This window comes from Bacteroides sp. L008 (assembly GCF_040812255.1).
Taxonomy (GTDB): domain Bacteria; phylum Bacteroidota; class Bacteroidia; order Bacteroidales; family Bacteroidaceae; genus Bacteroides; species Bacteroides vicugnae.
In genome coordinates, this window is the sequence record NZ_JBFNXO010000001.1 from 1869373 (window position 1) to 1896053 (window position 26681).

Here is a 26681-nt window from a genome sequence, read left to right on the forward strand (position 1 = left end):
ATAATAAAGGCATCTTATTTATTCCGATACGCTCATTATAGAAAGATTCTCAAATCCTGTAAAGTGACATGTCCTTCATATAATGCCTTACCGAAAATAACTCCGGGAACACCGGCCTCATCCAAGGCAACAATATCATCCACCTTGCTCACCCCGCCACTAGCCATCAGATAAAGGTCAGGGAATTTTGCCAGCATCTCTTTATACAAATCAATAGAAGGGCCACTCAACATTCCGTCACAGCTAATATCCGTACAGATTACTTTTCGTATACCTTTATCTATATAATTTTCGAGAAATGGAAAAAGTTCACAGGCACTTTCATCTTTCCAACCATTGACGGCTATCTTATGATCTTTCACATCTGCCCCCAAAATAATCTTCTCACTGCCGTATATTTCCAGCCAATGACAGAATAATTCCGGATCTTTCACCGCAATGCTTCCTCCGGTTACCATCTGCGCACCGCTCTCAAAAGCTATTTTCAAATCTTCATCACTCTTTACTCCTCCACCAAAATCAATAACGAGAGAAGTGCGTGCAGCAATTTGTTCCAACACCCGATAGTTAACAACGTGATGAGAAGCAGCACCATCCAAGTCTACCACATGAAGCCTGCGAACACCATTCGCTTCAAACTCCTTAGCAACTTCCACCGGATTCTCATTATACACCTTTTTACTATCGTAATCTCCCTGGGAAAGGCGTACGCACTTTCCGTCAATAATATCAATGGCTGGAATAATTTCTATCATCTGTTTATTTACTATTTGACAATTTACTATTTAATTATTTAGCTGCATACGCTTTCGGGTATCTCTAATCTATTTTAGAAACTAAGATATGCATCTTAGAGGTTTAAAAAGTTTGTCAGAATCTTCTCTCCTGTCTTGCCACTTTTCTCCGGATGGAACTGGGTAGCATAAAAGTTATCTTTATGCAGTGCAGCACTGAACGGGTGAATATAGTCAGTTGTAGCAGCAGTAAATTCGCAGGTCGGCACATAGAAGCTATGCACAAAATAGACAAACTCTTCTTCGGTGAACCCTTCAAACAATTTGCTATTCGTTTTCCCAATGGTGTTCCATCCCATGTGCGGCACCTTATCTTCATGTTTCTGCGGGACAAAACGTTTCACGTCCACATCAAAGATATTCAAACAATCGACTTCTCCTTCTTCGGAATGCCGGCACATCAACTGCATGCCAAGACAAATTCCAAATACAGGCTGACGGAGATTCTTAATCAGTTCGTCCAGTCCCGTTGCTTTCAAGTGGTTCATGGTAGTTTCCGCCTCTCCCACTCCGGGAAAAATAATTTTATCAGCCGATTGGAGTTCTTCTTTATCAGCAGTAATCACCGCTTCTACCCCCAACCGCTTTAAAGCATAATCCACAGAACGAATATTGCCGGCATTGTATTTTACAACTGCTACTTTCATCAGCTAAATATTACTGTTTTATTTTTATAAGCCAAAACTTTGCGCTCGATGTGCTTCTGCACTGCACGCGAAAGAACGATTTTTTCCAAATCCTTTCCTTTATTTACAAGGTCTTCGATAGCATCTTTATGAGTAATGCGCACTACATCCTGTTCAATAATCGGTCCGGCATCCAGTTCTGTCGTTACATAATGACTAGTTGCACCAATAATTTTCACCCCTCTCTGGAAAGCTGCGTGATAAGGCTTCGCCCCTACAAACGCAGGAAGGAAAGAGTGATGAATATTGATAATCTTATTCGGATAAGCATTAATCATCTGTTCGGAGATCACCTGCATATAACGTGCCAATACGATAAATGTAATCTTATGTTTAGCAAGCAGCTCCATCTCCTTGCGTTCCTGTTCTTCTTTCGTCTCCTTAGTGATAGGGAACAGATAGAAAGGAATTCCAAAGCGCTCTGCTACGTGCTGCAAATCCGGATGGTTACTTATAATAAGAGGTATCTCTACATTCCACTCTCCTGCCGTATACCGGGCTAGCATATCGAAAAGACAATGTGACAGTTTGGATACAAAAATAGCCATACGCGGTTTAACATCAGAGAAATAAAGACGAAAATCCATTTCATATTTTTGCCCGTAGAGTGTTCTGAAATAATCTTCAATTTTTTCCTGCGGAACCAGAAAATCTTTCAGTTCCCATTCAATACGCATGAAGAAGATGTTCTCTACATGATCTACATACTGATCCAGATAGATAATATTTCCTTTGTTTACCGTAATAAAGTCTGTCACTTCCGCAAGGATTCCCGGTTTGTCGGGACAGTGCAATAACAGTTTGGCTGTTGTCATCATTCTTTTTACTAATTAACGATTCTAGGCGGATTATTTTCCACCTTTCTAATTTTAGTCCGCAAAAATAACGATTTATTGCAAAATTACGAATTATTCAAGCAGAAAGTTGATATAAAAACGGTGATTTCTTACAGATAGAAAGATATCGGGAGTTATTTTCAATGAAAAGAATGACAAACTTTAGGATAGTGACGCCATTGCCTTCGGATAGTGACGGTATTCCATCGTGATAGCGTCACTATAATAACCGGATACCGTCACTATCCGATCTGAAGAAAAACGAATATTTTTTTTCATTACAAAAGTACTCAAAATGAGACACTAAGCATTTTTCTCGTTTTTTCTTGAAAAAAACTTTTCTCAAAACGCTTGCAGGTTTACAAAAAACAACTACCTTTGCACCCGCAATCGAGAGAGATGCAGATTAATAAATTGAAATTCTGGTGCGTTAGTTCAGTTGGTTAGAATACATGCCTGTCACGCATGGGGTCACGGGTTCGAGTCCCGTACGCACCGCTTCTTTCATTAAGAAGCAAAGAGAATAGAAATGAGTTAATCCAATTAAAATTTGGTGCGTTAGTTCAGTTGGTTAGAATACATGCCTGTCACGCATGGGGTCACGGGTTCGAGTCCCGTACGCACCGCGAAAGCAAATATTAAATTAAAGCAAAGCTCTGAAATTCAAAGATTTCAGAGCTTTGCTTTTTTCTACAATCCAGCTTCAGGCAGTATTCATATGGCTTATTCGTAGAATCTTCTGAACAAAAGATTATTTATTCACAAAATTGAAGTCTAATTCATTATATCGATCTCCAATGATAGGATACTTTCTTAATAAGCATTCTATATTTTCAATATCTTCTTTAGATAACTCTATATTGACAGCTTCTATATTCTCATTCAGGTATTTGATACGTTTCGTACCTGGTATAGGTATAATATTCTCGCTCTGTTTCAATATCCAAGCTAAAGCTAGTTGGGCAGAAGTTATATTTTTATTTTCCGCCATTTCTGCAAATTCAGTAACCAACTTTCGGTTATTCTCCCAATATATGCCATTGTAACGTGGTAGGTGTTTGCGGAAATCATTTTCTCCCAAAGAGTTTACGTTGACAGTATTTGTCAACAGCCCTCTGCCTAACGGTGAAAATGGGACTAAAGTTACTTCTAATTCTTTCGTCAATAGCAAAATCTCCTTTTCTACATCGCGGGTCAATAAAGAATATTCACTTTCAACCGCAACTATGGGATGAACGGCACAAGCCCTTCTCAACGAATCAGAAGAACATTCACTTAATCCCAAGTAGCGTACTTTACCCTCTTTTACTAACTCTGCCATAGCGTCAACAGTTTCTTCGATTGGTATTGTGGGATCAATCCGATGCGCATAATACAAGTCTATAGTTTCAATATTTAATCTTTTCAAGCTGTTCTCTACAGCTTGTTTTACATACTTTGGAGAAGCATCCACATAACTTTCACCACCGGCAAACACACTACCTTGACTATTGCGTAAGCGAAAACCAAATTTTGTTGCAATAAAAATCTGATTTCTTTTTTCTGCTAACACTTTGGATAGCAATTCTTCATTAGCACCATTTCCATACACATCCGCAGTATCCCAAAAATTAATGCCAAGTTCTAAAGCACGATGCAATGTCTTAATGCTTTCTTTTTCATCAGCTACTCCATACGCAGCACTCATTCCCATACAACCCAATCCGATAGCGGATAGGTTTACTTCTGTTTTGCCTAATTTTCTGTACTTCATTATTTATATTTTTTAGTCGGTACAAAATTAGGTAATGGAAATATGGCTGATTAACACTATTCAAAGCATCATTTGCACAAATCAAATAATTGTTGTTATCTAATTTCGCTTGGCGATTTTCCTGTGTGCTTACGATAGAATTTACTGAAATAGGCTATATTTTCAAATCCCAAGCTATAAGCAATTTCTGAAATAGAAAAATTACTATGTAATAAATACTGGGTACATTCTTTGATTATTCTTTCCGCAATCATTGTAGAGGTAGTTTTTCCAGTAGTATCTTTTACCACTTTATTTAAATGATTAACGTGTATAGACAAACGGTTTGCATAATCGGCAGGAGTACGCAAACTCAATACTGAATGTGGATAATCAACAGGAAATTGTCTATCCAATAATTCTATAAATAATTCGGTAATACGTTGCGAAGCATTCGGATGTGATTCATTTTTATTCGACTCCTGCATTTTCAAAGCTGTATGTATCAGTAAATGAAGATAGCAGCGTAAGACATCAGATTTTTTTGCATAATCTGATTGATTTTCTTCCTGCATTTGTCTGTATATATCCATGACTTTGGCAACTTGTTCGTCATTCAAGAAGAAAACCTTATCTCCAGTAACTTTGAATAATGGTGTATTAGCCAAAGAGCCGTTCTTGTCTTCTGACTGTACAAATTGCTCATTAAATATACAAAACATTCCTTTCTGTTCTTCACTGATTGATTCCCAAGCATAAGGGACTAAAGGATTAGAAAATAACATAGCAGGACGATTTACTAAAATCCATTTATCTGCATAATATAATTTTCCCACACCAATAATCAATGTGACTTTATAAAAATCTCTGTAACTGAATTGTACTGTCCCAAAATTACATTGTCGGGAAAGAACATTGAAATATGGTTTCTCTTTAGAGTAAGTTGTACCCAGTTGAGGGTCACAACGCTGGATTCTTTTATAGAACTGTGGAATACTTTCGGACATATTTCAAAAAGAAATTCTTAATTGTAACTCCTTGGGTGGATAAAAAGTTCCGATAATAATAAAAGGATTAGTACCTACATTATGGAATTTCTTAGTTGTCCCTAAAAAGAAGTATATATCTTTTTTACACCATTCTGTGAAATATTTCTCTTTTACTTTTTCACATGCAACTTGTTCGTTTTCATTAGCAGCTGCAAGGCAATTCCAATAAAGCATTCCTAATTCCCAGTCTTCAATCATGAGTTTTCGTTCTTTACCATCTTCTGATATAAACTTATATGAGAACTCATAAGGCAATTTTTTAGCTACTTTGAATATTCTTTTAGTTTCTTCTACATCAAATAAACTATGTTGGGCTTGATTGGCATATACAGCATCTAATTTCTGCTTATTCCATTCTCTTGTAGATTCTTCCCAAACAAAATCAATAATTCTTTGAGGTTTAAATACGGCTAATGATGTTCCTATTTGGGGATTTTTAGCTTCTTCAATAAGCTCAGCCATATTATAACGGACATGTTTTAAAACAATAGACTTTCTTTTTGCCCAGCCATTTTTTGTACCAATTTCTCCTACTATTTTTATTTCATTATCTATATTTGCAGGACGAAAACTTTCTTTCCTAAAATCACTTGTGTTTTTAACCAAATCAAGTTCTATCCACTGCCATTTACTATATCTCTTATCATAACTTAATTTACGAAAAGGAATAGGATATATTCTTATCCAAGTGCCATCTTCCAAGAAACCAGCAGTACAAACTAATTCATCGTATTTTTCCGATAGAGTAGGATATGTTTTTACAGCAATTAGAACTCGAGTTGTAGGCATGTTTTATAGATGTTTAAGGGTGTAAGTTATGTCAGGTAGTTGCATTAAATATTTCGCAACTCTTCCTCTATGGCATTGTTTGTGACTTTCTTCAAAGCAAGTTAAAGCTACACGTTTCTCTGTATCAATCAATTCTCGGACATATAAAAGATAATCCCAATTTTCTTTTAGGGTAGATTTTTCATATGACTCAAAAAGAATTTCATAATCTTTTTGTGATTTTAAATCTTGTCTTTGTTCTGATTCTATTCCTAGTTGCGGTATATGGATATATTTTATACCTACTCCTGTACATGCTTTCTCTAATTGACTTTTTGAAAATCCATATTTTTGACTATAGGCATTTTTGCGGACATCACAGAGAATATGTACATCATTCACGAGAAGAATATTAATGTATTTTTCTAAAGAGCGTCCTTCATATCCTATAGTGAATAATTGAGGCTCTGCAAAGGTTCTTTTTTGCTTATCTATTACTGCTAATTCTTCCTCATTTAGCAAATTAATTGCTATTGTACTTTTTGTTGCGTAATAAGGAAAATTGATATAAGTGTAACGAATTAACTCGTTTTGAGATAGACAACCAAATTTTTCTTTTATTTCTTTTATAGCTTGCTGTTCAAACATATCAAGCATCATCAAATAATTATTGGGTTGACAAATTTGTATTCTACGACCATTCTCGCTTTTTATAATACTTAAGTAGCCCAATTTAGCTAATGTCATTATATCCTGATTTGCTTGGAATGAAAAACAACCATAGTAATAAGGAATAAAATCAAATGCTTTTTCCTCTTGTTTCCTTGTAAAAAGAAACAAATATTTCTGAAGCTGTTTGGCAGTCAAATGACCACCAAATGCTTCAATCAATGCTAATAATATTTTTCTTCTGTAATATAACATATTGCAAAAGTAAGAAAACTCTCTGCATTTTCGTGTTAAATATGGCTCTTTTATTTTATTACTCTATAATAAACGCCTATCTTTGCACCAACTCAAACAACCACCGCAACACCATGCAATCTAAAGAATTGCACATGTGGGGTTATTAGTGGGGGAAAGAATTAAGAGCTTGCTAAGATATTGAGTACGTGAAGAATAGAAGAAAGGTTCATCTTCCGTACGCACCGCAAAGGAGAATGAGTAAAATCATTCTCCTTTTTTGTTGATAATAAATGCTTATCCTGTTCCAAGTTCTATATAACAAAGAAAAGAGATTCTCAACGACCTACCTGCCGTTGCTGTTCTGCATTATACCGGTCTCCTATAACAGGAATAGCTGCAACGGCATCCTCCAATTCTTTCCACTCCTCGGGCGAAAGAGCAAAAGACAATGTGTATAGGTTTTCCTCGAGATGTGACAGTTTCGTCGTTCCGGGAATGGGTACGATCCAAGGTGCTTTCTGCAACAGCCAGCCGAGTGCTACTTGCGCCGAGGTCATGCCTCGCGTGCGGCCGAAAGCTTGTAGAACATTCACGATACGGGTATTCATCCGCATCGCTTCCGGCTGAAAACGTGGCAAGGTCTGGCGGTTATCATTGTTCGGATCAAAAACCGTGTATTCATTGATACAACCACCTAGAAAACCGCGATTTAACGGACTGTATGAAACAAACCCGATACCCAATTCCCGACAGGTGTCGAGCACTCCGTTTTCTTCCACCAAACGATGCATCAAATGATACTCACTTTGAATCGCTGTGAGCGGACATACAGCATGAGCCTTGCGAATACTCTCGGCACTCACTTCACACATTCCCCAACGCTGCACCTTCCCTTCTTTCATCAGGTCGGCAATAGTCGATGCTACCTCTTCCACCGGAGTATCCGGATCAGCGCGGTGCTGGTAAAACATGGGAAGTGAATCGAGTCGGAGACGACGGAGTGACTCTTCACAATAACGACGGATGGTTTCCGGGCGGCTGTTCTGACGCCCCGTGGCTTTTCCGTTAATTACCTCATGTCCGAATTTAGTCGTTACGTTAATCCGGCCTTTAAATTCGGATAATGCTTCCCCGGCCAGTTCTTCATTTGTTAGCGGTCCATAGATAATAGCGGTGTCGAAAAGCGTAATGCCACGATTTACCGCTTCATGCAACAAGCGGATGCACTGTTTCTTGTCCGGATGTTGACTGCGGTTGTAAGTCATCCCCATCACACCGAAACCGAGTGCCGATACTTCGAAAGCCGCCTTGCCTGTACCCAATACCCGATGCTCTCTAATACGTGCAGACTCATTGTCAGTACGAGGTGTTTCGGGTTGCTTCGTTTCAGATGCAAAAACCTTATCCAATCCAGTTGGCACAGCTAATGCTGCTCCCGCCAGTGCCGTCGCCTTGAGAAATCCGCGACGGCTAATATTCATTTTATTGTTCTCTACCATAAATTTACGTTTTTACATTACTCCTTTCGCCCACTCTCCGGCTTGCTTAACGCTTCCGTTCAACAACTGCCCTTCTCCCCATGTAATTTTTGGATAAAGTTTCTTGAGTTGTTTTACACTATTAGTTATCGAGCTTCCTCCGGAAGTAGCGAATGGAATAACGGTTTTACCGGAGAAATCATATTTCTCAAGGAATGTATTGACCGGACGCGGACATAAATTCCACCATATCGGATAACCAAGGAATACCACGTCGTAATCTTTCAGATCAAGCGCTTCTCCACCCAATTCCGGACGTGAATTTTCAGTCGTCATTTCAATTGAGCTACGGCTACTCTTATTGTTCCAGTCGAGATCTGCTGAGGTATAGGCCGTAACGGGAGTTATCCGGTAAAGTTTGCCGCCAATCGTTTTTGCAATGGCATCGGCAACTTTTTCTGTAGTTCCAGTACAAGAGAAATAGGCAACCAGGATTTTCTTATCGGACTGTACATTAGTATCCGCTGTCTGATTCTGCGCTTTTGATGAGCAGCTAAAGCAAAGGAGACTCATAAATATGAATATAATCTGTTTCATTTTATTTTGATTTTAAATATTTCTTATCACTAATTAGTTTAGACATTATCACGATGGAGTAACCCCACAGGCTTCTCATTCTTCTATTACTTTGATAAAATGTGCAGGAACACCACCCACAACCGTATTCGCTTCCACATCTTTTGTCACTACAGCTCCGGCACCAACAACAGCATTATCACCGATAGTCACTCCCTGAAGAATCGTCGCGTTAGAACCTATCCATACATTCTTACCGAGTACGATAGGTGCAGGATAAGTCGTTTTACGGTCTTGCGGAGCCAACCCGTGATTAAGTGTAGCAAAAACCACATTATGCCCGATTTGACAACCATCACCAATAGTCACACCACCATGATCCTGAAAATGACAGCAGGCATTCATAAACACACCCTCACCAACGGTAATATTCTTACCAAAATCCGTATAAAACGGTGGAAAGACCCGGAGCGACGATGGCACCTGATAACCGAACAACTCGGAGAGTAATCGGCGCACTTCGTCCGGTGTGTGATATGCCGTATTCAGTTGGAAGGTGATACGTCTTGCCTCATTACTCATATCATCCATCAAACGATGTATTTCTTCTGTATTAAGCGCCCTGCGCGTCTTTACATATTCCTTAAATTCCTCGGTAGTCATAGTATTTCCTTTCAAAAGATAAAACAGGATTAGCAGAAATCATCATTTCGTCTGTTCGAGTTTGTTATACTCGTCATCTGTAACCGGTTCAAGCCACTCATTGGAGGTGTTTTCACCGGAAATTTCAAAAGCCAGATGAGCAAACCAACTGTCGGCAGCAGCCCCGTGCCAGTGTTTCACATTAGCAGGAATATGGATAACCGTACCAGGCAGAATCTCTACCGCCGGTTTACCTTCTTCCTGATACCATCCTCGACCGGCTACACCGATAAGCATCTGTCCGCCACCTTTCGTTGCACGGTGAATATGCCAGTTATTGCGGCAACGTGGTTCAAAAGTAACGTTAGAGATATTCACCTGCTCGCGCGAAACCGGAGCAAGATAACTGTTACCAATAAAATACTGTGCATAGGCTGTATTGGGTTCGCCAATAGGGAAAATCATCTCACGCTGGAAAGCTGTTTTGGCATCCTCACCAACAATATCTTCAGACCATACTCCTTTTGCCAAATTGAACGCTGCCCACGCCTTCGGCCAACCTGCATAGAAACCTATATGAGTGATAATCTCTGCGATCTCCGTGCGGGTGATGCCGTTCTTCTTCGCCGACTGAAGATGATAAACGAGCGAATTGTCCGTGATTCCCATACTGATAAGGGAGGTAATGGTTACTAAACTGCGGTCACGCAGACCGAGTTTGTCAGTGCGGCTCCAAACTTCTCCAAAGAGAACATCGTCATTGAGTTCCGCAAACTTGGGGGCAAACGTTCCTAACTGGTCACGTCCTGCCGTCTGTACTATCTTTTCTTGTGCCATAACATTGAGTGTTAAAATACTAAATACTGAAAATAAAAGGAGTTTGTTCATAATCATTTCGTTTATTGAATGAAGTTACTAATATGGTTTGCTGAGTCAATCGACATTTGCATGCCCTTTTCAAAAAGTTTCTGCGATCCATAATCTTCTATCTTTTCATTGTTAAACTTTTGATTGCAAATCTACTGCAATAAAATGAGTGGGCTTGTATATGATTTACTGATATTTGTACCCAAATCCTCGATTCTGTAATAAAGCCATCTATAATTCAAATAAAATGAATTATATTTGCGATAAAGAATATAAAAGAAAGGATTATGGAAGAGGTTATTAAACTTGATGAGGTAGATAAATACAACAAACTTTTCGGACTCGAAACACGACACCCATTGGTAAGTGTTGTCGATCTGTCGAAAGCAACGCAGTGGCCGGAACATTTCAAGATCAACTACGGCGTATATGCTCTTTTTCTGAAAGATACTTATTGCGGAAATATCATGTATGGCCGTCAGAACTATGACTATCAGGACGGCACGATTGTCAGTTTTGCTCCGGGTCAGGTAACGGAAACCAAGATGGTTAAAAATGTCCAGCCAAATGCTCACGGCATCCTGTTTCACCCCGACCTGATTCGTGGCACGGCACTCGGTCAGGAGATCAAGAACTATTCTTTCTTTTCCTACGAAACCCGTGAAGCATTACACCTTTCAGAGGAAGAACGGGAGACCGTGATGGATTGTCTGCATAAGATTGAAATAGAACTGAAACACAACATAGACAAGCACAGCCGCCGATTAATTTGTGCCAATATCGGACTACTGCTCGATTATTGCATGCGTTTCTACGAACGGCAGTTCACAACACGCGAAGAAGTGAACAAAGACATCATTGTCCGTTTCGAACGGTTGCTGGATGAGTATTTCGACAACGAGACTCCGCTACGAGAGGGATTACCTACTGTTAAATACTTTGCCGACAAAGTATTTCTATCAGCAAACTATTTCGGAGATATGATTAGCAAACAGACGGGACAGACCGCCTCGGAATATATCCAGAATAAACTGATCGAACGCGCCAAAGAAGCTTTGCTGGCAACAGATAAGACTACAAGTGAAATTGCTTACGGACTAGGATTCCAATATCCGCAACATCTAAGCCGGATGTTCAAACGGATTACGGGTTGTACCCCCAATGAATTCCGCTCACAGAATTAGTCTTTATATAAAAAGGCAAGAATAAAATATGCTACGATTTAAAACGTAATCATAAATGATGACCCTAAAGTAAGCATATTCATATACTCACCACTGTTCCTACTATGCGACGGAAGCAAATCATAGTCGAGAAAAAAACGGATTCCATAATATTCCTTTGCTTTGAACGTCAAGGAAACCCCACTTCCCATGCAGAAACCATTTCTTGCAGAAACCGACCGGTCAGTTAATTCCAATTGTGGATAATGCACGTATCCACCCAGAAGTTTACTGCCTATCAGCCATCGTGAAGACAACGGATATGAAAAATAGCTTCCTCCGCAAAGCGATATCGCATCAAATGTGTTATTTTCTGCCTGTTCTTCATTGACAATAATCAAAGTATTGGAAACAGTGAATCGCCCTCCCACGCCTACATACGGATTAAAGAAACAGGCCCCCTCCACACCGGCCGAACTGCCTGATGAAGTACGAAACTCCATTTGTTCGTCGATATCATAACTGCTCAACGGGATATTCAATCCAAGATACAAACTGACAAATGAAGGCCTATCCATTCTGTCGAACCTATCTTCACCTGCAAACCTATTGATTCCTTTTTCCCTGAATATCAGATCTGCAAAATAATACCCCACTTCCGTCGACAATATTCCGATTCCTGCCCCCGTCAGCACATCACTTAACCAATGCTTGTTGTTTGCCATCCGCATAAGACCGGTTGCAGTAGCCACACTATATGCCCCGACACCTACCCATGGACTTTTATGTCCGTATTCCTTGGTAAACATGGTAGCAGTCATAAATGCCGTAGCCGTATGTCCGGATGGAAAAGAATGTTTGTTTGAGCCATCCGGACGTTCGACGTTTGTCGTTTGCTTCAAAGTATTTACCACACCACCCATCAGCAGTGCGGAAAAAGCGTCGGAAACGAGCATTCTACCCCATGAGCTGCGACTTTGCACTCCGGCTGCTTTCATACCAAGCATCACTGCAGCAGGGACATATTGCATATAATCATCCAAATGACGATTGAAACGGGGCAGATAGTCGTTACGTAAACCTCGAAAATGATCGTCCTCATTTTTTACAATCAAGCCACCAACCATTAACGGAATGCCGATATACGTCATCTGATAGAAACGGGAAGATGAGAATTTATCAAGCCTTCTACTAAAATTGGTTGTTGTAGAGATACGCAAACTATCTCTTCTTTCCGCCATAACATTATCTGCCAAATTTTGAGCAGATAAGAAAGAAAAGCTACAAATGCCAACAATACATATTACAATCATTTTCATTACTCTGTCCATTTATGCCCTGTTCCATGCACATTACCATATCACTCTTTGTTGCTACAAAATTAATTATTTATCAACGGCTCGTTCTCTCTTTTTATAAATTAACAATATTATACTTGGCAATACCAACAGAAGTAATAGCAGACCATACATTCCATTTGAAAACAGTGAAGCCTACATGTCAGACATGACACGTCCGATAAAAGCCAAACTTACAGAATATCTCAAACTCGAAGCCCCCTACAAAATAAAATTTGGAATCATTTTATTGCCCCCCTCTCGGATGCAGAAAAGAAAGCAATATCTGAAATTGACGACGAGATGCTTTCTTATGATTAAAGATAGCAGACACCCGAAGCCGACTATTTCCTAATTCTCTATACTTCATAATACTTATCCTATTTGTATCTATTGTTATTTTATTATTCCAATTTCTTTCAACCAACCTTTTGCTCCACTTGTACTACCTGTAGAGCCAAAACCTTTCAAATGTTCTGAATCCGGAGTAAGTTCTACTATTTTAGCCAAAGTTTCATCTCGGTAAGTGGCTGCATAAGTACAGAATGGTACAATGATTTTTCCCTTCAAATTGTATTCTTTACTTTCCAGAAATGACCATATCGCCATTGGAGCTGTATGCCACCACACCGGACAGCCTACAAAAACAATATCATAATCATCCATATTCTTAACAACATCTTTTAATGGAGGACGAATACCTTTCTCCAATTCCTCTTTCGCCACCTCCGTACAAGGAGTATAATCCGTTGGATAAGGTGTAACGGTTTCAATAGAAAACAAATCGCCACCTGTAAGTGAAGCAATCTCCTCCGCCAAACGTTTTGTAGTACCTCCCCAGCTGAAGTAAGCAACAAGGATTTTCTTTCCACTCACCTGGGTGACCGGTTCATCACTTTGGGCACATGAGTAAGAACTCAATGCCGCTAAACACATCATCATAATCAATACTAATTTTCTCATCTTCAATTTCATTTTAGTTATTACCTTTCGATGATGCAAAGTTACCGGAATATAGAAAGTAACACAATAGACAAATTACTGATATTATAACCATTTTTACTAAGCACACGATATTGCAAATCAGCACACTAACACAAATTACAGAATATCAAACACAAATTACCTTTTATGACATATCCCGTATGGCATTCTCATTGAAAACCTTTATTTTTGTTGTGAAACAAAAGAATATGAATATGGAGAATATAATTAAACTGGAAACTATCCAGGAATATAACAGACTTCTAGGTGCAGAAACCCTGCATCCTCTGGTTAGTGTAACCGATTTCTCTACGCTCCAATCCCTCAAGCACTGTCGAAAGAATTTCGGCTTTTATTGTGTGTTCTATAAAGAACTTGATTGCGGTGTGCTTCAATATGGTCGTAACAAATACGATTACGAAGATGGTACGTTAGTTTTCATTTCTCCGGGACAAATAGCCGGTGTGAATGATGGCGGTGAGACTATAAATCCCAAAGGTCTTGTGCTTATGTTTCACCCCGATTTGTTATATGGTACTCCCCTTGCCCGCAGAATGAAAGACTATACTTTTTTCTCTTATGAATCTAATGAAGCTCTTCACATGTCTGACCGGGAACGCCGGATCATCTTGAACTGTTTTCATGAAATACGGGAAGAATTGGAAAATGCAATCGACAAGCATACCAAACAAATTGTGACTTCCAATATAGAGACCCTGCTCAATCATTGCGTGCGTTTTTACGAACGCCAGTTCGTCACTCGTGAAGTAGTCAACCATGATTTACTAACCGAATTCGAACAGATACTTCAGCAATATTTCAATTCGGACAAACCCTCCGAGATCGGTTTGCCCTCCGTACAATACTGTGCAGAACAAATGCACCTTTCTCCCAATTATTTTGGAGATCTGGTAAAAAAGGAAACCGGAAAGTCCGCACAGGAATATATCCAACTGGCCATAATGGAAAAAGTAAAAGAACTATTGATTGAAAGTAATAAAACAATCAGCGAAATAGCATACGAACTCGGTTTTAAATATCCCCATCATTTAAGCAGGGTATTTAAGAAAAACATTGGAACTACCCCCAATGAGTACCGCGCACAAGCCGGATAAAAATCAGTTATTAGAAGCAAAATTCTTCTTCTGTTTTTAAAACCGATAAGATACTTTTCGCATCAGACTCTTGACAAATGACTTTTTATGTTGTATCTTTGAGAAAAGAAAAAGTATAAAAAGCATGAAATTAGATAGAAATAATCATACATAAATCATAAACAACCCGGTATTTTACAATACCGACTCCTATATGATATGGGGCAATAGTCGAATGATTATTGCCCCATTTTGTTTATAATTCAGCTTAAAATCTCTCGTCTAATTCTAAAACTGCTATCAAATAGTTTATAATAAACTCGAATACCGTTTTACTAAAACTATCAAGAAGTTTATTATAAACAGGATTCGGGTTTATTAAAAACGACGTTTTCTTTTGTCAAAAATAGAGTAAGCAATAATTTTAGCATTCACCACGAAAAAATTTCGGAACAGCTCTACAGGTAATATAAATACACAATAATTCATTTACTTCTTTATTTACACAATCGTTTTCCTCCTCCACATCCCATCTTTCTATTTTTCCAATTCGCTAATTAAATCCAAAACGTTGAATACGACTCACGGCATCTACCATATTTTACATACATTTGCGTCTGACACAGATGTCAAACATTGGGTTTAATTTAAGATGTTTGGTATATGAATGCATATAAAGTGGGGTTAGACATAAGCTCTACTGCCGCTAAGATAAAAATATAAGAGTGTTTACTCGGATTCCTTTATCAAATAAAGGAAGCAAAATATCATCAACCAGTGGCAGAACTTATTATGTTATGAGGAATAGTATAGACATTATTCGACCACAAAATCTTCCGATTTAAAATTACTATAGAAACGTCCTGAAACAGCAGTAAACTTCAATACACAGTAATCGGGATCCGTCACTCCCTCCGGATAGTACATGGTATCTCCCTCCTGCCAGATCATCTCTTTACTGGCACTGTCCGTCAAGACCTCCATCGCGCCGCGTAGCATAACACCTCTAAAAAATCTCGTATCACAGAAGTAGATACATGCATGGTTATTCTCCCGGTATTGCGCCACACGCATGGACGAAGTGTTTGTTGTCAGATAAATCGTTTTTATGCCCTCTCTTTTTCTAGGTTGCAGCATTGCTTTGATGGTAGGAAATCCTTCACCGTCTACCGAACCGATAAAAGCTGTTTTCAGCTTATCAATCATGTTGCCTACTGTTTTTTCCGCGTCTCTCATCATTTTACTTTTTATTATTGGTTTATTATCTGATGCGAAAGTAGAGAAATACCAGAAAAGTAATGCAATAAAAAGAAAGGTAGAAATAGCACTTTTTACGGTTTGTGTGCTTTACGATACAATAATGGAGTTTCTCCCGTATGCTGCCGAAAACTACGGATAAAATAAGAAACTGTTGAAAAACAGAGTTCAAATGCAATATCAGCTATAGGAAAGTCCGTATAAACAAGCAGCCTTTTAGCCTCTTCCATCACCTTGTTCCGGATATATTGTTTTGCACTGAACCCCATGGTCGAGGTTATCATCTCATTCAGATAATTAGGAGTAATACAGAGCTTATCTGCATAATATTGAACCGAATGTTGCTCTTTTGCATGTGTAGCAACCAAATTCATGAATTTGCTTACATGATTATTGGAAACTTCCCTGTTTCTGCCTTCTTCCATCGAAGTCTTTTTAAGATAAGCACGATCCAACAACATCAGGACTTCATAAAGCAATGCTCTCAAAACGTGTACATCGTCCTGTTGATACGAATCAATCTCCATCTTTATATCATGCAAGGTTTCAAGTATGCGTGTATAAAGTTCATCAGACAAATGTAGTCGCGATGAAAAACTTTCTATCTGAAAAAACGAAAGATGCCGTACAAACAAAGAATCTTTAAAGAGGGAAGACAAAAACTCTTCTTCGAAAATCAGAGCATACCCATTGATGATATGATGAGTATCCCAGTTCCGGATTTCCCCCGGTTTAGAGAAAAGAACGTCACATGGAATTGCTTCATAGGTTTGGTTATCGACTGAAAAAGCTCCCTTACCTTCTGTTATGAAAGTAATATCATAATAGTTGAGAGTGTGGACAGTACTTTTAGCCAGGAACTTCTTCACATACTTCAGTTCTACTACATCGACCAAAAGTTCACTCCCATACTTATGCTTATAAAAAGTATATCGAGGTATTGAGTTTTTCATTCAGAATACAAAAATAGTATTCCTTACCAAATAATCCAAAGACTTTCCAAAATCGATTCGATTGAATAAGCCATGAGCCATCTGATAAGGAATACATAGAAAAAATATGTCTAGGTTATATTTCCTATTTAGAATCTCCGGCCAGATACCCCAAACTGGTTACATCTGCCCCCAAGTAATGATTAATGTGCTTCAATGGCACCCTGTACAGAATATCCGGGATTTCCGCCAATAAAGAGAGATACCTTTCCCTTACTGTCAGTTTGCAGGCACTCATATCCTCTTCCTCTTTAAAGTAAAACTGATACTCCATCAGTTGACGGACCAGATTCGCAAATGAAATTGAAGATGCACACAACTCTTCAATCTCCTCTTCACTGATGTAATAAGCAGCACATTTCGTCAGTGTCTTGATAGAATACTGACTTGAATTATAGCATAACACAGCATCACCCGCAGAGAAAAACCGGTTGGTTCTCTCCTCTCCTTCATGAGTGGTATATGTATGCAAAATACCGGAAACAATAATGTACAAGCTCTGCTCCGGCATTGTGGCAGAAGCAATCGTTTCTCCTTTATCCAGATACACCATTTCCATTCGAGCCAACAGCTCTTTCACTTCTCTTTCATCCACCTGATACTCAAAACAGAGTTTCTTCAAATAAGCTTCCATACAAAATAGATTTTAGTTAATATATGTCACTTAAAAACACCTAATTCGACATAGCAGGCATCATTGTGCCTCTCAAATATAATTTCCTTTGGGTATATCGTAAATACCAGATACAAATCAATAATGAAACGACCGTTGAAATGGGTGGAGCAAATCCCATGATAAACAGCGACGAGCTATCTATCTGGCTGAACCAGTATGACAACGGTATACGGAACAGGAAAGTGGCTATCAGACTGTGAATCATCGGGAATAACGAGTTTCCTTGTCCGCTGAAATAAGAATTAATGCAGAACACGAAACTAACCACGATACAGTCGATGCTATACCCTCGCAAATAATCTGCCGCCATTGCCACCACAGCAGCATCTTTCGTAAAGAAAGCAGTAAGAGTCTCCGGCAGGAATTGCGAATACACGCAAACCGACACACCGAAAACAAGAGCAATCCCAATCCCCGAAGCCAGACATTTATTCATTCTCTTGATAAGTCCCGCTCCATAGTTCTGTGCAGTCATGGTTGCCACAGCCGATGATATAGCCATCGGAGGCAGCATAGCAAACACGATGATTTTCTCAACAACACCCAGGGAAGCAGATGCAATGACTCCCATCTGATTGACAATGACAGTGATAATCAGAAAAGAAACATTGATTAAAGCATCCTGCAAAGCAATAGGTGCTCCCAACACCAAGATCTTTTTAGACAGATTCCGGTTCAATCGAATATCTTTCCGTGAAAAGTCAAAATGGAATCCGTGCCGGTATAAGAACCAGAGCGCTATTCCAAAGCTGACTCCTTGTGCAGTTACAGTAGCGATAGCCGCTCCCGTAGCCCCCCAATGGAAATAACCGACCAATATAAAATCGAGCACTATATTTATCACACATGCCAGCCCAACAAAATAAAGTGGTGTTTTAGAATCACCCAGTCCACGCAAAATGCCACATACAACATTATATCCCACTATAAACAGAATACCCAGAGAGCATACCAAAATATAGCTTTTCGTATCTGCCATAGCTTCTACGGGAGTATGCATCAGTTCTGCTATCCGACCATGAAAAAGTACCATGACCAAAGTTAGCACTACACCGGTTATTGAAAACAACCATACGGAAGACCCGATAGTAAAAGCTACTTTCCGATTGTCTTTGGCTCCGGTAGCAATAGCAATCAGCACTGTTGTCCCGGTAGTAATACCCAGAATAATACCTGTTATTGTCTGCATCACCTGACTACCAATAGCTACGGCTGCCACACTTGCCGAATCATCATATTGTCCGACAACGAAAAGGTCAGCCCCGCCATAAAGTGCCTGAAGTACATTAGCAATTAAAAAAGGTACTGCAAACTGCAACAATACCTTCGGTACGCTTCCTTGTGTCAAATCTAACTCTTTCATAGTTTCTTCGATACTTTTCCTCTTTATCTTATTTTGTTACAACATAAAAAAAGTGCCGGACAAGCGAATGATTTGCACCATTCATCTTATCCAGCACTATAATTATTATTATAGCACCCTCCGATGAGGATTTTTATGCCTGTCCCTATTTCAGGGCTGCAAATATGGGCTTTGTTTTCATAATTACCAAATTTTAACCGGTTTTTATTTTCTTATGGAGATGTAACTAGCTATATATCAACTATTATCAGACGAGGTTTGATCTATAGGATCTCCGTTAGAAAAACGAAAGAAAGCTGCCAACCGATCCGGATTCAGCGTATAACGTGCGCGTTCTTTTAATAAGGGTTCCGCATTCATTACGGCACAAGAATGAGAAACCACGGACATCATCGGCCAATCCTTTAACGAATTTCCTACAACTAAGGTGTGTTCAAAAGATAAAGTCAAAGCCTTACATAACTGAATCACCCCCTCTTTTTTACTTGCTTCAGGATGAATGACTGTTATCAGCGGAGCTTTATGAAAGACCTGGCAGGGATTCTCTTTCAACCGGGTAAGAATAGCTTCTCTCTGTTCTTTATCACGTACCAATATACTATACTTGTAAACCACTCCTTCATAACTATGAATAGTGACTTTTGCAGATTCTCCATATACCTCCGGATATACTTTCACCGGCAAACACCTGATCTGGCCCGAATAAGATAATAAACCTCCATCTGCAAACACTCCTCCCCTGAATAAATCGAAAAGAGCCTTTCCCAGCTTTTTCTTCACCTGCTCCATCGACAGAGAAGTGGCAAGATATAAGGAAACGGACTGTGCCATATATCGCAAAGCGTTAGCATAACTTTCAGGAACTTTTCCCTGTGAATCAGTCAGTGTTCCATCCACATCGAAGAAAACAGTCGTAATAAGTGGCTTGTCAGGTATTCGCCAGAACGCCCCTTCTCCCATGATTCGATGTAAAGGGTGATTGTTCAGGTTACTAAACGCAATATAACAATCACAAACCTTCCTCTCGCAAGATAGCGGCACAACAGCTCCATCACCTTGATAAAAATTACCAATCTTCACCCGGCTTCGGGGACAAGCATACATATCCCCTTTCCAATCGATAAAACAATTATTCCTTCCTCCTGCGCAAACTTCCCATTGTGCCGGAGCATTCTTCAAGTCATACTCAAAAAGATTATCCAGTTGACTGAAAAACTGAATATCTTCCTGACTTAATGGTGTTCTTAACCCTTGCATAGCATTAATGAATAAATAAATATCCGGCAAAAGAGTATTCCGTAAATCATTGAGTACGGCCTTTGCAGAGGAATTTCCTACCGCTCCGGCACATACCTGTATTCCCGCATGATGGAGTATATGAATCTGATGCGCAAATTTCTCTACCGAAGTCATCTCTGGATGAAAACTAGCCCAGAGCCTTATCTTACTTATCACAGTGGGAGTCACACGAATCTCATCAAGCCAGTGTTTAGCCGGAAAAGAAAGGTTAGTCTGACAGGAAATTCCGGCCACCTGTGGCAATGCTGCCAAATGCATCATTCCTTTCCGATAATAACGATGGATCAATGCTTCACCGTAAGGAATAATAAATAACTGCAACGGCTCCCCTTTCCATTGTTCAATAGCTGCTATAAAACGATTCCATGCCTGTTCATCCTGGGTCGTATCTGCCAGATGCGACTTCTTGCCGAAAGGGCAATAAGAACAGGTATAGTTGCAGCTATTCAATTTGCCGCGATAATATATACGCCTGAAGGAAAGTAAAGAGCCTTCGTTTTCCATTTCTATTTCGTTCAATAAGAATAAGTTTCCATCAGTTCTCTTATTTCAGGAGTAATGAACAACTGACCAATATAATCGGAGTATGCCATTCCTTCGGAAGTCAGACAAACACGACCGTTATCCGTATCTTCTATCCATTGCCGTTCAGCTAACTGTCGGAACAACGTCACATTATCCGGTGATTCTCCAAAGCGACACTTATATTCGGCCTTATCAAGCCCCATATAATACATCAGATTTTTAATGATGAAACGTTGTCGCTGTTCTTCCTGCGAAAGAATAAATCCATTACGAGCCACTGTAAAATCAGTAGTGCCCATATAATCATCTATCTCTCCGGCAATACAACGCTGGCAAACAGTATACCGGGTGGCATAATGCAAATTACCCAGGTAACTGCGTCCGCCGGAGCCACACGACAGCATCACTTCATCCCCACATGAGATTTCCGCATCAATAGACGGATGATGAATAAAACGTCGCATCGAAGTTTGTAGAAAACCTCTGTCTTTCAACAAATCACAAGCGGCACAATACATCTGAAAACAGACATCGTCGGATTCCCGCTCCGTGATAGCCGTTCCCGGTCGTACATATAGCGGATAGATAAAGAGTTCGTTAGGCTGAAACAGAAGAGCCTGTTCCAATGAATAAAGAAAACTGGCTACAGTTTGTCCTTTGATTCCATAAATCAAATCAATATTAAAAAATGGGAATTGCCTCTTCCGGATAGCCTCCAGCGCCTGATTAATCATGTCTTGCCGGGGACGTCTTTTCAAAGCTGTTAATTCTTCGTCAAGGAAACTCTGTACGCCAATACTCACACGAGCCACTCCTGCTTGCTTCAACAAGTCCAAACGGGCAGGATCGGCATATTCCGGCGATGTTTCTACGGAAGTAAAGGTATGTGAAGGATGCACTCCGAATAAGGCAGCCGTATCCAATAGGTATTCCAGTTGAGGAACAGTGAGGAGCAACGGTGTGCCTCCTCCAATGGCGAAACTATCAAATGCCAGTCCGGTAGTGAGTGGAGACAACTGTTGAGCCTGCTTGTGAAGAGTTTCCAAATAAGTTGCGATATAATCCGCACGATTTGTTTGCAGAGAAAACAAGTTGCAATATCCACATTTATGGCTACAAAAAGGAATATGGAAATAAAGCGATGCTTTCTGTCCTTCCACCTGTTTCAGGTAAGGAACCAGCGAAACCGGGGACGGAAAAGAACGATAAGCAGTTTTATGTGGATAACTATACATATAGTCTACATATCGTGGTAGCGGTTGATTCATTTTTTCGTTAAAATAAAGTGTTTGTAAGGGACTGTATAAACCGTTTCGTGAGATATGCAATGATATTCATATCCATCCTCTCCATAGCAAGTGCCATGATCGGAAAGAGCAATCACCAGCGTATTTCCCCGCTTCTGAAAGGCCTGAAATAAACGGGGTAGCTGACTGTCGACATATTGCAGCGCGGCAGCGTGTGATTCCTTATCATCCTTCATTTTGCCTTCCACATAATGGCAGTTCGGATAATGAATAGCAGAAAAATTGATATACATAAAAATCCGTTTGTCCTCCGGATAGTTTTCGAGTTTCTTCAATGCAAAATCAATTTGTTTTTCAGTACTATCGGGTGCCGTGCATCCAAAGGTCGGCAGCCAATAACTTTTAGTAAAGTAACCGGGAAACACACGCCCCAGTTCATTACGCTTGCTGAAGAAGTTCACCCCTCCTATACAAATCGTTTCATAACCTACATTGGCAAGGCTTTGCACAAAAGTTGCTTCCGTAAACGGATAACTTCCCGCAGGCGGAATACGTCCCGTACCAGCTTGCACAGGGAAAAACAACCACTTACGGCTGCGTAGCGAATGAGGTTCCGCCGGAGAAGGCAGAAATCCTGCAAAGATGGCAAAATGAGACGGGTAAGTAAAATTTCCCGGCGCATGTCTTTTTTCCCATTCTTTTCCGTGACTGTTCAGTACCGGTGTTCTTCCTGCCGCTTCTTCCTCCTTGCTGACATCATAACGCAAGGTATCAAAGCAAAGCATCAATATATCATGAGTACCCACCACCTGATTCATATCCAGATCCGGATTTTGGGTCTGTTCGCCAGCCGGCAGTTCATCTATTTGCATGGTTATATCTCTTTTTTATGTTTTTTATCTGTTGAATATAAATAGAATTATGAGCAAACATATCCTGATACACATGATCTCCCTGTCCGTTGACTTCTATTATATAAGGTATATCTGCTCCTCTCTCCATCAGGACATCCACTCCGGCATACTGCAAATCCAAGGATTGGACCGCTTCCTGACACTGAAAATAGATTTGTTGCCGCACTACTTCCGGCAAAGACAACTCGTTCCACCAATGTGCCTTATTGTTCAGATGCAGATTGGTTATGCTTCCTTTACTACATCTCACAACGATATAATCAATTTCAGATTCCCGGCACACTACCCGGAGATCATAATTCTCTCCCTGCAACTGCTCTTTAGGAATCCATTCTTCTAAAATAGCTTCTGTTTGCATCACCGCTTCCGCCAACGGGATCATCTCTTTTTCCGTACTCAAACGGTGGATACGTTTGGTGTTATGAATGACTCCATCCACTTGTTGCAAGGTAGTATAGACTACCCATTTATTCCGGTTGGGTTGATAGCGAACAGCCATAATGCCTCCCGCCCCCGAACCGTAACGGGGTTTCAAAAAGCATCCTCTACCGCAATCGGCAAGAAGCTCTCTCAACTCATCAAAAGAATGGGGAGAAGATAACATCGGAGTCACTCTCAAACCTCTGTCCACCAGCACTTGTTTAGTCTCCTTTTTGTCAAGAGCACGCAACAAAGCATGGGGAGTGTTCAAAAAGTGCACGTCATCAGATAGCCTCATCTCGCCTAAACGTTGCAGTGTTTCCTTATATGCCTGATTCAACAGCGCATATTTCAGGAAATCCGTTTCATTGCTTACACAAGGTTCCAGCTTGATAACTGCCTGCCGTAATTGCGGCAAGCAATTAAAAAGTTCCCCGTAAGTCATAAAACGAACTTCCGTCTGCAAGTATTTACCTGCTTCAATAAAGTATTCTATACGTTTTGACAAAGAGTTGCTGACAACGATTATCTGCATCTCCTATTCTGTAATCATCGGGTAATACCACAATTCACCATCATATTCATCCGCCTCTTCAGTTTCAGCAATATCTATTTTCATAGGAAGATTCTGCAGCAGTTTCTTCATATCCTTGCTCAAATAATTGTAGCGCATATTGATAAACTTCAAATGAGCGATCTTATCCATATTATCCAGCAATAATTGGGCACCTTCATCTTTGAGAGTACCGGCCGAAACATCCATTGTTTCAAGTTGGGGAAGAATATCCGACTCCAGGAACATTTCTACAATCTTGTCCTGTTCTTCAGAGTTGACGATCCCCAGATAAGTCAGCTTCGGGAAACGTTCTTTGGAGAACAACGGACGGAATATCTCAATATCAGCTTCAAATCCATAATCTTCCACACCAACATATAGAATCAGTTTTTCCAGATTGGGGAAATCAGAACCAAGAATATCTTCTACCACTTCAGTAGGCAGGCCACCACTGATAATTTCCAGTGACCGCAACTCCGGCCGTGAAGTCTTTCCCAAACGCAGATTATTAGTTCCTTTGATTTTCAGATCCTTCAATTTAGGCATGGCATCGAGCAGCGGACTAATATCAGCTTGTTCAATCCATGAAATCTCCTGTTCTTCCTGCTCAATATCTCCCCAGAACAAGCCTTCTATTTGTGCGAACTTCTCCTTATTTTCAATCATTCCCTGTAATAAGGCAGAACAGTCGCCACCCTCATAATCCCAACAACCGATTGTTATTTGTTTATATTCAGAGAGATGTTTATCTTTCAATATCTTATCCAAAAGATTCACATTGTTTTCATACTCATCGTAACTCAAAGTATATTTCTTGGCTTCCACTTTCATTTCACGTGCAGTTTCTTCAGCAGTTTCTACATACCCTTTTTTGGTCTTTTCCGCAATCAGTTTGCCGGCAGCTTTTTCAGCCTCTTCAGTCGTTGCGTAGTTTTTCACTTGTGTTTGTCCGTCGGTCCCCAACTTACCATAATTTACAGTAACATCTGTTCCGACTACATCTATACTCCAGAATTTCTGCGATTTAAAATCTTGAAAAACGAATACTCTCTTCATAATACAGTTTTTAATGGTTGATATTTGCACACTCAACACAGAACGCGCATGAACAATACCTGCAAAAATAACCATTTTATGTAATGTACAAAGAAATCTGTTTACTAAACTTTCAGAGTATTCAAAAATACAACCCAAGATATACAACAAAGGCTGCCTTTGGGGGCAGCCTTCATTATTCTATTTCTGTAATACATCAGTTTAATCTTCAATAGTACATATACTTACACGGTTCCAATCCGGTTCAGTAAACATATCGCCTACACCCTGACCTTCGGCAGTGATACGAGATGCACTGATTTTATACTTGTTGACCAAGATCGTTTTTACAGCTTCTGCACGTGCTGCAGCAATTCTGGCATTCACTTCAACACTACCTTCCGGAGAAGCGTATCCCTTAATAACCACTTTTGAATCAGCATACTTCTTCATGTAGGCAGCTACACGTTCCACATTAGGAAGTTGTGAAGCGTCAACTGACGATTTACCTTGTCTGAAAGTAATGATAGATTCGGGTACACGGGCGGTTTTTACTACAGTCTCCACCGGAACCACTTTTGTGCGGCATGCTTCAAGTTCTTCCTGCAATCCGTTGATACGTCGGTTTGCATTGCTGATCTCACCATCTTTGTTGTTTACATCTGCACGAAGTGCATTGATTGAAGAGTTCAGTCCGTCAATTTCGGCTTGATTATATACTCTCACTTTGGCAAAATGATGTGTTCCGTTACTTGTCTTAAAGTGGTATGTCAATCCGGCTGTCAACTCAAAACCTGCGTTATTAGCATTGAAACGGCTCTTTGTTTCAGGGTAAGTACCTTGCATATCATACACAATGGCAGGTTTGATTCCCAATGTCCATGCTTTACTTTCACCCAAGTTGAAATTGAAATTCAATCCCAAACGCGTAGACCAGGAGTTCTGATCGCCATCGCCATTCACATAATAATGTAACCAACCTATTCCGGCCACAGCTTCCACTTCAAACAAACGAGGTTCGCCCGTGTAACTTGCAAATAGATTCATCAGATTGACTTTACCCAATACGCTGACATCCGAAGCATCGAAAGCCGTTTTACTGGATGTGGTATTGATATATCCCATTCCTTGGAATCCCAAACCGAAGATAGGAGTTAATTGCTTTGAGACTCCCACTCCAAAAGCGGGACGCATACCTTTAAAGAAAGCACTGTGAGTAAGGGGAGTGACTCCACCGGCATTTACTCCGACAGACCAATTATCTGTAAGTTTGGTACCTTCTACAACTGATTGGGCATTTGCTGCTGTAAAGCCACCCAATATAAAAGCTAATAAAATAATAGATTTTCTCATATTCATAAGTTTTTAAATGTAATGTTTTATCTGCTAAATCATTAGAAATGTATTGTATGTTCATGTCTAACTTTCTAGTTCATTTTTTAATTCGTTATTCACTTTAGACAACATATCATACCAAAAATTAGT

The 26681-nt window shown here is 39.8% G+C and carries 25 protein-coding genes and 2 tRNA genes; 4 read left to right on the forward strand and 23 right to left on the reverse strand.

What is annotated here, in order from left to right; translation table 11 throughout:
* Nucleotides 1-35: 35 nt before the first annotated feature.
* From hisA to purU, 3 genes are all read right to left on the reverse strand, one after another.
* Nucleotides 36-755, reverse strand: coding sequence for a 1-(5-phosphoribosyl)-5-[(5-phosphoribosylamino)methylideneamino]imidazole-4-carboxamide isomerase (gene hisA, locus AB3G73_RS07600; RefSeq protein ID WP_148364959.1), 720 nt, complete (start codon nt 753-755; stop codon nt 36-38).
* Between the two features lie 95 nt (nt 756-850).
* Nucleotides 851-1441 (reverse strand): imidazole glycerol phosphate synthase subunit HisH, encoded by a 591-nt coding sequence (gene hisH / locus AB3G73_RS07605; protein WP_195650146.1) that lies wholly within the window; start codon nt 1439-1441, stop codon nt 851-853.
* Nucleotides 1441-2298 (reverse strand): formyltetrahydrofolate deformylase, encoded by an 858-nt coding sequence (purU, locus tag AB3G73_RS07610; protein WP_004297049.1) that lies wholly within the window; start codon nt 2296-2298, stop codon nt 1441-1443. Before purU ends, hisH begins: the two co-directional genes overlap by 1 nt.
* Before the next feature lie 442 nt (nt 2299-2740).
* Between purU and AB3G73_RS07615 the strand changes: the two genes are divergently transcribed.
* A tRNA-Asp gene (locus tag AB3G73_RS07615) sits at nt 2741-2814 on the forward strand.
* 54 nt (nt 2815-2868) lie between these two features.
* Nucleotides 2869-2942, forward strand: a tRNA-Asp gene (locus AB3G73_RS07620).
* 125 nt (nt 2943-3067) lie between these two features.
* Here the strand turns inward: AB3G73_RS07620 and AB3G73_RS07625 are convergent.
* The 8 genes from AB3G73_RS07625 to AB3G73_RS07660 all read right to left on the reverse strand — a co-directional run bounded on the left by AB3G73_RS07625 (nt 3068) and on the right by AB3G73_RS07660 (nt 10355).
* Nucleotides 3068-4069, reverse strand: coding sequence for an aldo/keto reductase (locus AB3G73_RS07625; protein WP_148364957.1), 1002 nt, complete (start codon nt 4067-4069; stop codon nt 3068-3070).
* A gap of 95 nt (nt 4070-4164) precedes the next feature.
* The gene (locus AB3G73_RS07630; RefSeq protein WP_148364956.1) at nt 4165-5055 is read right to left on the reverse strand and encodes a helix-turn-helix domain-containing protein; all 891 of its coding nucleotides are present in this window, start codon (nt 5053-5055) and stop codon (nt 4165-4167) included.
* A 3-nt stretch (nt 5056-5058) separates the two neighbouring features.
* A complete protein-coding gene (locus AB3G73_RS07635; RefSeq protein ID WP_148364955.1) occupies nt 5059-5886 on the reverse strand; it encodes a hypothetical protein in 828 nt (275 codons plus the stop codon).
* A gap of 3 nt (nt 5887-5889) precedes the next feature.
* Nucleotides 5890-6789, reverse strand: a complete 900-nt coding sequence (locus AB3G73_RS07640) for a DUF488 family protein (protein WP_125041963.1) — start codon at nt 6787-6789, stop codon at nt 5890-5892.
* Between the two features lie 317 nt (nt 6790-7106).
* Nucleotides 7107-8270 (reverse strand): aldo/keto reductase, encoded by a 1164-nt coding sequence (locus tag AB3G73_RS07645; protein ID WP_367744257.1) that lies wholly within the window; start codon nt 8268-8270, stop codon nt 7107-7109.
* Between the two features lie 12 nt (nt 8271-8282).
* Nucleotides 8283-8846 carry a flavodoxin gene (locus tag AB3G73_RS07650; RefSeq protein WP_234133868.1) on the reverse strand — a complete coding sequence of 188 codons (564 nt, stop codon included), beginning with the start codon at nt 8844-8846 and terminating at the stop codon, nt 8283-8285.
* A 75-nt stretch (nt 8847-8921) separates the two neighbouring features.
* On the reverse strand, nt 8922-9488 hold the full coding sequence (locus AB3G73_RS07655) for a sugar O-acetyltransferase (RefSeq protein WP_367745421.1): 567 nt from the start codon (nt 9486-9488) through the stop codon (nt 8922-8924).
* A 42-nt stretch (nt 9489-9530) separates the two neighbouring features.
* A complete protein-coding gene (locus AB3G73_RS07660) occupies nt 9531-10355 on the reverse strand; it encodes a carboxymuconolactone decarboxylase family protein (RefSeq protein WP_195650359.1) in 825 nt (274 codons plus the stop codon).
* A gap of 266 nt (nt 10356-10621) precedes the next feature.
* Between AB3G73_RS07660 and AB3G73_RS07665 the strand changes: the two genes are divergently transcribed.
* Nucleotides 10622-11518, forward strand: a complete 897-nt coding sequence (locus AB3G73_RS07665) for an AraC family transcriptional regulator (protein WP_148364949.1) — start codon at nt 10622-10624, stop codon at nt 11516-11518.
* 38 nt (nt 11519-11556) lie between these two features.
* Here the strand turns inward: AB3G73_RS07665 and AB3G73_RS07670 are convergent, their stop codons facing one another.
* Together AB3G73_RS07670 and AB3G73_RS07675 are read right to left on the reverse strand one after the other, a co-directional pair.
* Nucleotides 11557-12816, reverse strand: coding sequence for a phosphatase PAP2 family protein (locus AB3G73_RS07670; protein WP_367744269.1), 1260 nt, complete (start codon nt 12814-12816; stop codon nt 11557-11559).
* Nucleotides 12817-13230: 414 nt separating this feature from the next.
* A complete protein-coding gene (locus AB3G73_RS07675) occupies nt 13231-13797 on the reverse strand; it encodes a flavodoxin (RefSeq protein WP_195359450.1) in 567 nt (188 codons plus the stop codon).
* A gap of 236 nt (nt 13798-14033) precedes the next feature.
* Here AB3G73_RS07675 and AB3G73_RS07680 point away from each other — a divergent pair, with 236 nt between their 5' ends.
* Complete coding sequence (locus tag AB3G73_RS07680; protein WP_367744275.1) at nt 14034-14933, forward strand: helix-turn-helix domain-containing protein; 900 nt, start codon at nt 14034-14036, stop codon at nt 14931-14933.
* Nucleotides 14934-15728: 795 nt separating this feature from the next.
* On the opposite strand, the gene AB3G73_RS07685 is transcribed toward AB3G73_RS07680, so the two are convergent.
* The 10 genes from AB3G73_RS07685 to AB3G73_RS07730 form a co-directional block, all read right to left on the reverse strand.
* Nucleotides 15729-16151 (reverse strand): pyridoxamine 5'-phosphate oxidase family protein, encoded by a 423-nt coding sequence (locus AB3G73_RS07685; RefSeq protein WP_167511767.1) that lies wholly within the window; start codon nt 16149-16151, stop codon nt 15729-15731.
* A 92-nt stretch (nt 16152-16243) separates the two neighbouring features.
* Nucleotides 16244-17122 carry an AraC family transcriptional regulator gene (locus AB3G73_RS07690; RefSeq protein WP_148364945.1) on the reverse strand — a complete coding sequence of 293 codons (879 nt, stop codon included), beginning with the start codon at nt 17120-17122 and terminating at the stop codon, nt 16244-16246.
* A gap of 124 nt (nt 17123-17246) precedes the next feature.
* The gene (locus AB3G73_RS07695) at nt 17247-17795 is read right to left on the reverse strand and encodes a Crp/Fnr family transcriptional regulator (RefSeq protein ID WP_367744282.1); all 549 of its coding nucleotides are present in this window, start codon (nt 17793-17795) and stop codon (nt 17247-17249) included.
* A gap of 40 nt (nt 17796-17835) precedes the next feature.
* Complete coding sequence (locus tag AB3G73_RS07700) at nt 17836-19200, reverse strand: MATE family efflux transporter (RefSeq protein WP_008648610.1); 1365 nt, start codon at nt 19198-19200, stop codon at nt 17836-17838.
* A 237-nt stretch (nt 19201-19437) separates the two neighbouring features.
* The gene (locus AB3G73_RS07705; protein ID WP_367744288.1) at nt 19438-21003 is read right to left on the reverse strand and encodes an STM4011 family radical SAM protein; all 1566 of its coding nucleotides are present in this window, start codon (nt 21001-21003) and stop codon (nt 19438-19440) included.
* Between the two features lie 11 nt (nt 21004-21014).
* Entirely contained in the window at nt 21015-22292 is a 1278-nt protein-coding gene (locus AB3G73_RS07710) for an STM4012 family radical SAM protein (protein WP_367744292.1), read from the reverse strand.
* Entirely contained in the window at nt 22289-23143 is an 855-nt protein-coding gene (locus AB3G73_RS07715) for an STM4013/SEN3800 family hydrolase (RefSeq protein ID WP_367744295.1), read from the reverse strand. Before AB3G73_RS07715 ends, AB3G73_RS07710 begins: the two co-directional genes overlap by 4 nt.
* A complete protein-coding gene (locus tag AB3G73_RS07720) occupies nt 23130-24140 on the reverse strand; it encodes an STM4014 family protein (RefSeq protein ID WP_367744297.1) in 1011 nt (336 codons plus the stop codon). Before AB3G73_RS07720 ends, AB3G73_RS07715 begins: the two co-directional genes overlap by 14 nt.
* A 3-nt stretch (nt 24141-24143) precedes the next feature.
* Complete coding sequence (locus AB3G73_RS07725) at nt 24144-25217, reverse strand: STM4015 family protein (protein ID WP_367744299.1); 1074 nt, start codon at nt 25215-25217, stop codon at nt 24144-24146.
* A gap of 201 nt (nt 25218-25418) precedes the next feature.
* Complete coding sequence (locus tag AB3G73_RS07730) at nt 25419-26555, reverse strand: OmpA family protein (RefSeq protein ID WP_195650353.1); 1137 nt, start codon at nt 26553-26555, stop codon at nt 25419-25421.
* Nucleotides 26556-26681: the final 126 nt, after the last annotated feature.

Excerpts from the sequence above, each read along its gene's own strand:
- AB3G73_RS07720 (WP_367744297.1), bottom strand. The coding sequence starts at position 24,140 with ATGCAGATAATCGTTGTCAGCAACTCTTTGTCAAAACGTATAGAATAC.
- AB3G73_RS07660 (WP_195650359.1), bottom strand. The coding sequence starts at position 10,355 with ATGAACAAACTCCTTTTATTTTCAGTATTTAGTATTTTAACACTCAAT.
- AB3G73_RS07725 (WP_367744299.1), bottom strand. The coding sequence starts at position 25,217 with ATGAAGAGAGTATTCGTTTTTCAAGATTTTAAATCGCAGAAATTCTGG.
- AB3G73_RS07670 (WP_367744269.1), bottom strand. The coding sequence starts at position 12,816 with ATGAAAATGATTGTAATATGTATTGTTGGCATTTGTAGCTTTTCTTTC.
- AB3G73_RS07640 (WP_125041963.1), bottom strand. The coding sequence starts at position 6,789 with ATGTTATATTACAGAAGAAAAATATTATTAGCATTGATTGAAGCATTT.
- AB3G73_RS07715 (WP_367744295.1), bottom strand. The coding sequence starts at position 23,143 with ATGCAAATAGATGAACTGCCGGCTGGCGAACAGACCCAAAATCCGGAT.
- purU (WP_004297049.1), bottom strand. The coding sequence starts at position 2,298 with ATGATGACAACAGCCAAACTGTTATTGCACTGTCCCGACAAACCGGGA.
- AB3G73_RS07680 (WP_367744275.1), top strand. The coding sequence starts at position 14,034 with ATGGAGAATATAATTAAACTGGAAACTATCCAGGAATATAACAGACTT.
- AB3G73_RS07695 (WP_367744282.1), bottom strand. The coding sequence starts at position 17,795 with ATGGAAGCTTATTTGAAGAAACTCTGTTTTGAGTATCAGGTGGATGAA.
- hisA (WP_148364959.1), bottom strand. The coding sequence starts at position 755 with ATGATAGAAATTATTCCAGCCATTGATATTATTGACGGAAAGTGCGTA.
- AB3G73_RS07710 (WP_367744292.1), bottom strand. The coding sequence starts at position 22,292 with ATGAATCAACCGCTACCACGATATGTAGACTATATGTATAGTTATCCA.
- AB3G73_RS07700 (WP_008648610.1), bottom strand. The coding sequence starts at position 19,200 with ATGAAAGAGTTAGATTTGACACAAGGAAGCGTACCGAAGGTATTGTTG.
- AB3G73_RS07655 (WP_367745421.1), bottom strand. The coding sequence starts at position 9,488 with ATGACTACCGAGGAATTTAAGGAATATGTAAAGACGCGCAGGGCGCTT.
- AB3G73_RS07630 (WP_148364956.1), bottom strand. The coding sequence starts at position 5,055 with ATGTCCGAAAGTATTCCACAGTTCTATAAAAGAATCCAGCGTTGTGAC.
- AB3G73_RS07635 (WP_148364955.1), bottom strand. The coding sequence starts at position 5,886 with ATGCCTACAACTCGAGTTCTAATTGCTGTAAAAACATATCCTACTCTA.
- AB3G73_RS07625 (WP_148364957.1), bottom strand. The coding sequence starts at position 4,069 with ATGAAGTACAGAAAATTAGGCAAAACAGAAGTAAACCTATCCGCTATC.
- AB3G73_RS07650 (WP_234133868.1), bottom strand. The coding sequence starts at position 8,846 with ATGAAACAGATTATATTCATATTTATGAGTCTCCTTTGCTTTAGCTGC.
- AB3G73_RS07730 (WP_195650353.1), bottom strand. The coding sequence starts at position 26,555 with ATGAATATGAGAAAATCTATTATTTTATTAGCTTTTATATTGGGTGGC.
- AB3G73_RS07685 (WP_167511767.1), bottom strand. The coding sequence starts at position 16,151 with ATGATGAGAGACGCGGAAAAAACAGTAGGCAACATGATTGATAAGCTG.
- AB3G73_RS07705 (WP_367744288.1), bottom strand. The coding sequence starts at position 21,003 with ATGGAAAACGAAGGCTCTTTACTTTCCTTCAGGCGTATATATTATCGC.
- AB3G73_RS07665 (WP_148364949.1), top strand. The coding sequence starts at position 10,622 with ATGGAAGAGGTTATTAAACTTGATGAGGTAGATAAATACAACAAACTT.
- AB3G73_RS07645 (WP_367744257.1), bottom strand. The coding sequence starts at position 8,270 with ATGGTAGAGAACAATAAAATGAATATTAGCCGTCGCGGATTTCTCAAG.
- AB3G73_RS07675 (WP_195359450.1), bottom strand. The coding sequence starts at position 13,797 with ATGAGAAAATTAGTATTGATTATGATGATGTGTTTAGCGGCATTGAGT.
- AB3G73_RS07690 (WP_148364945.1), bottom strand. The coding sequence starts at position 17,122 with ATGAAAAACTCAATACCTCGATATACTTTTTATAAGCATAAGTATGGG.
- hisH (WP_195650146.1), bottom strand. The coding sequence starts at position 1,441 with ATGAAAGTAGCAGTTGTAAAATACAATGCCGGCAATATTCGTTCTGTG.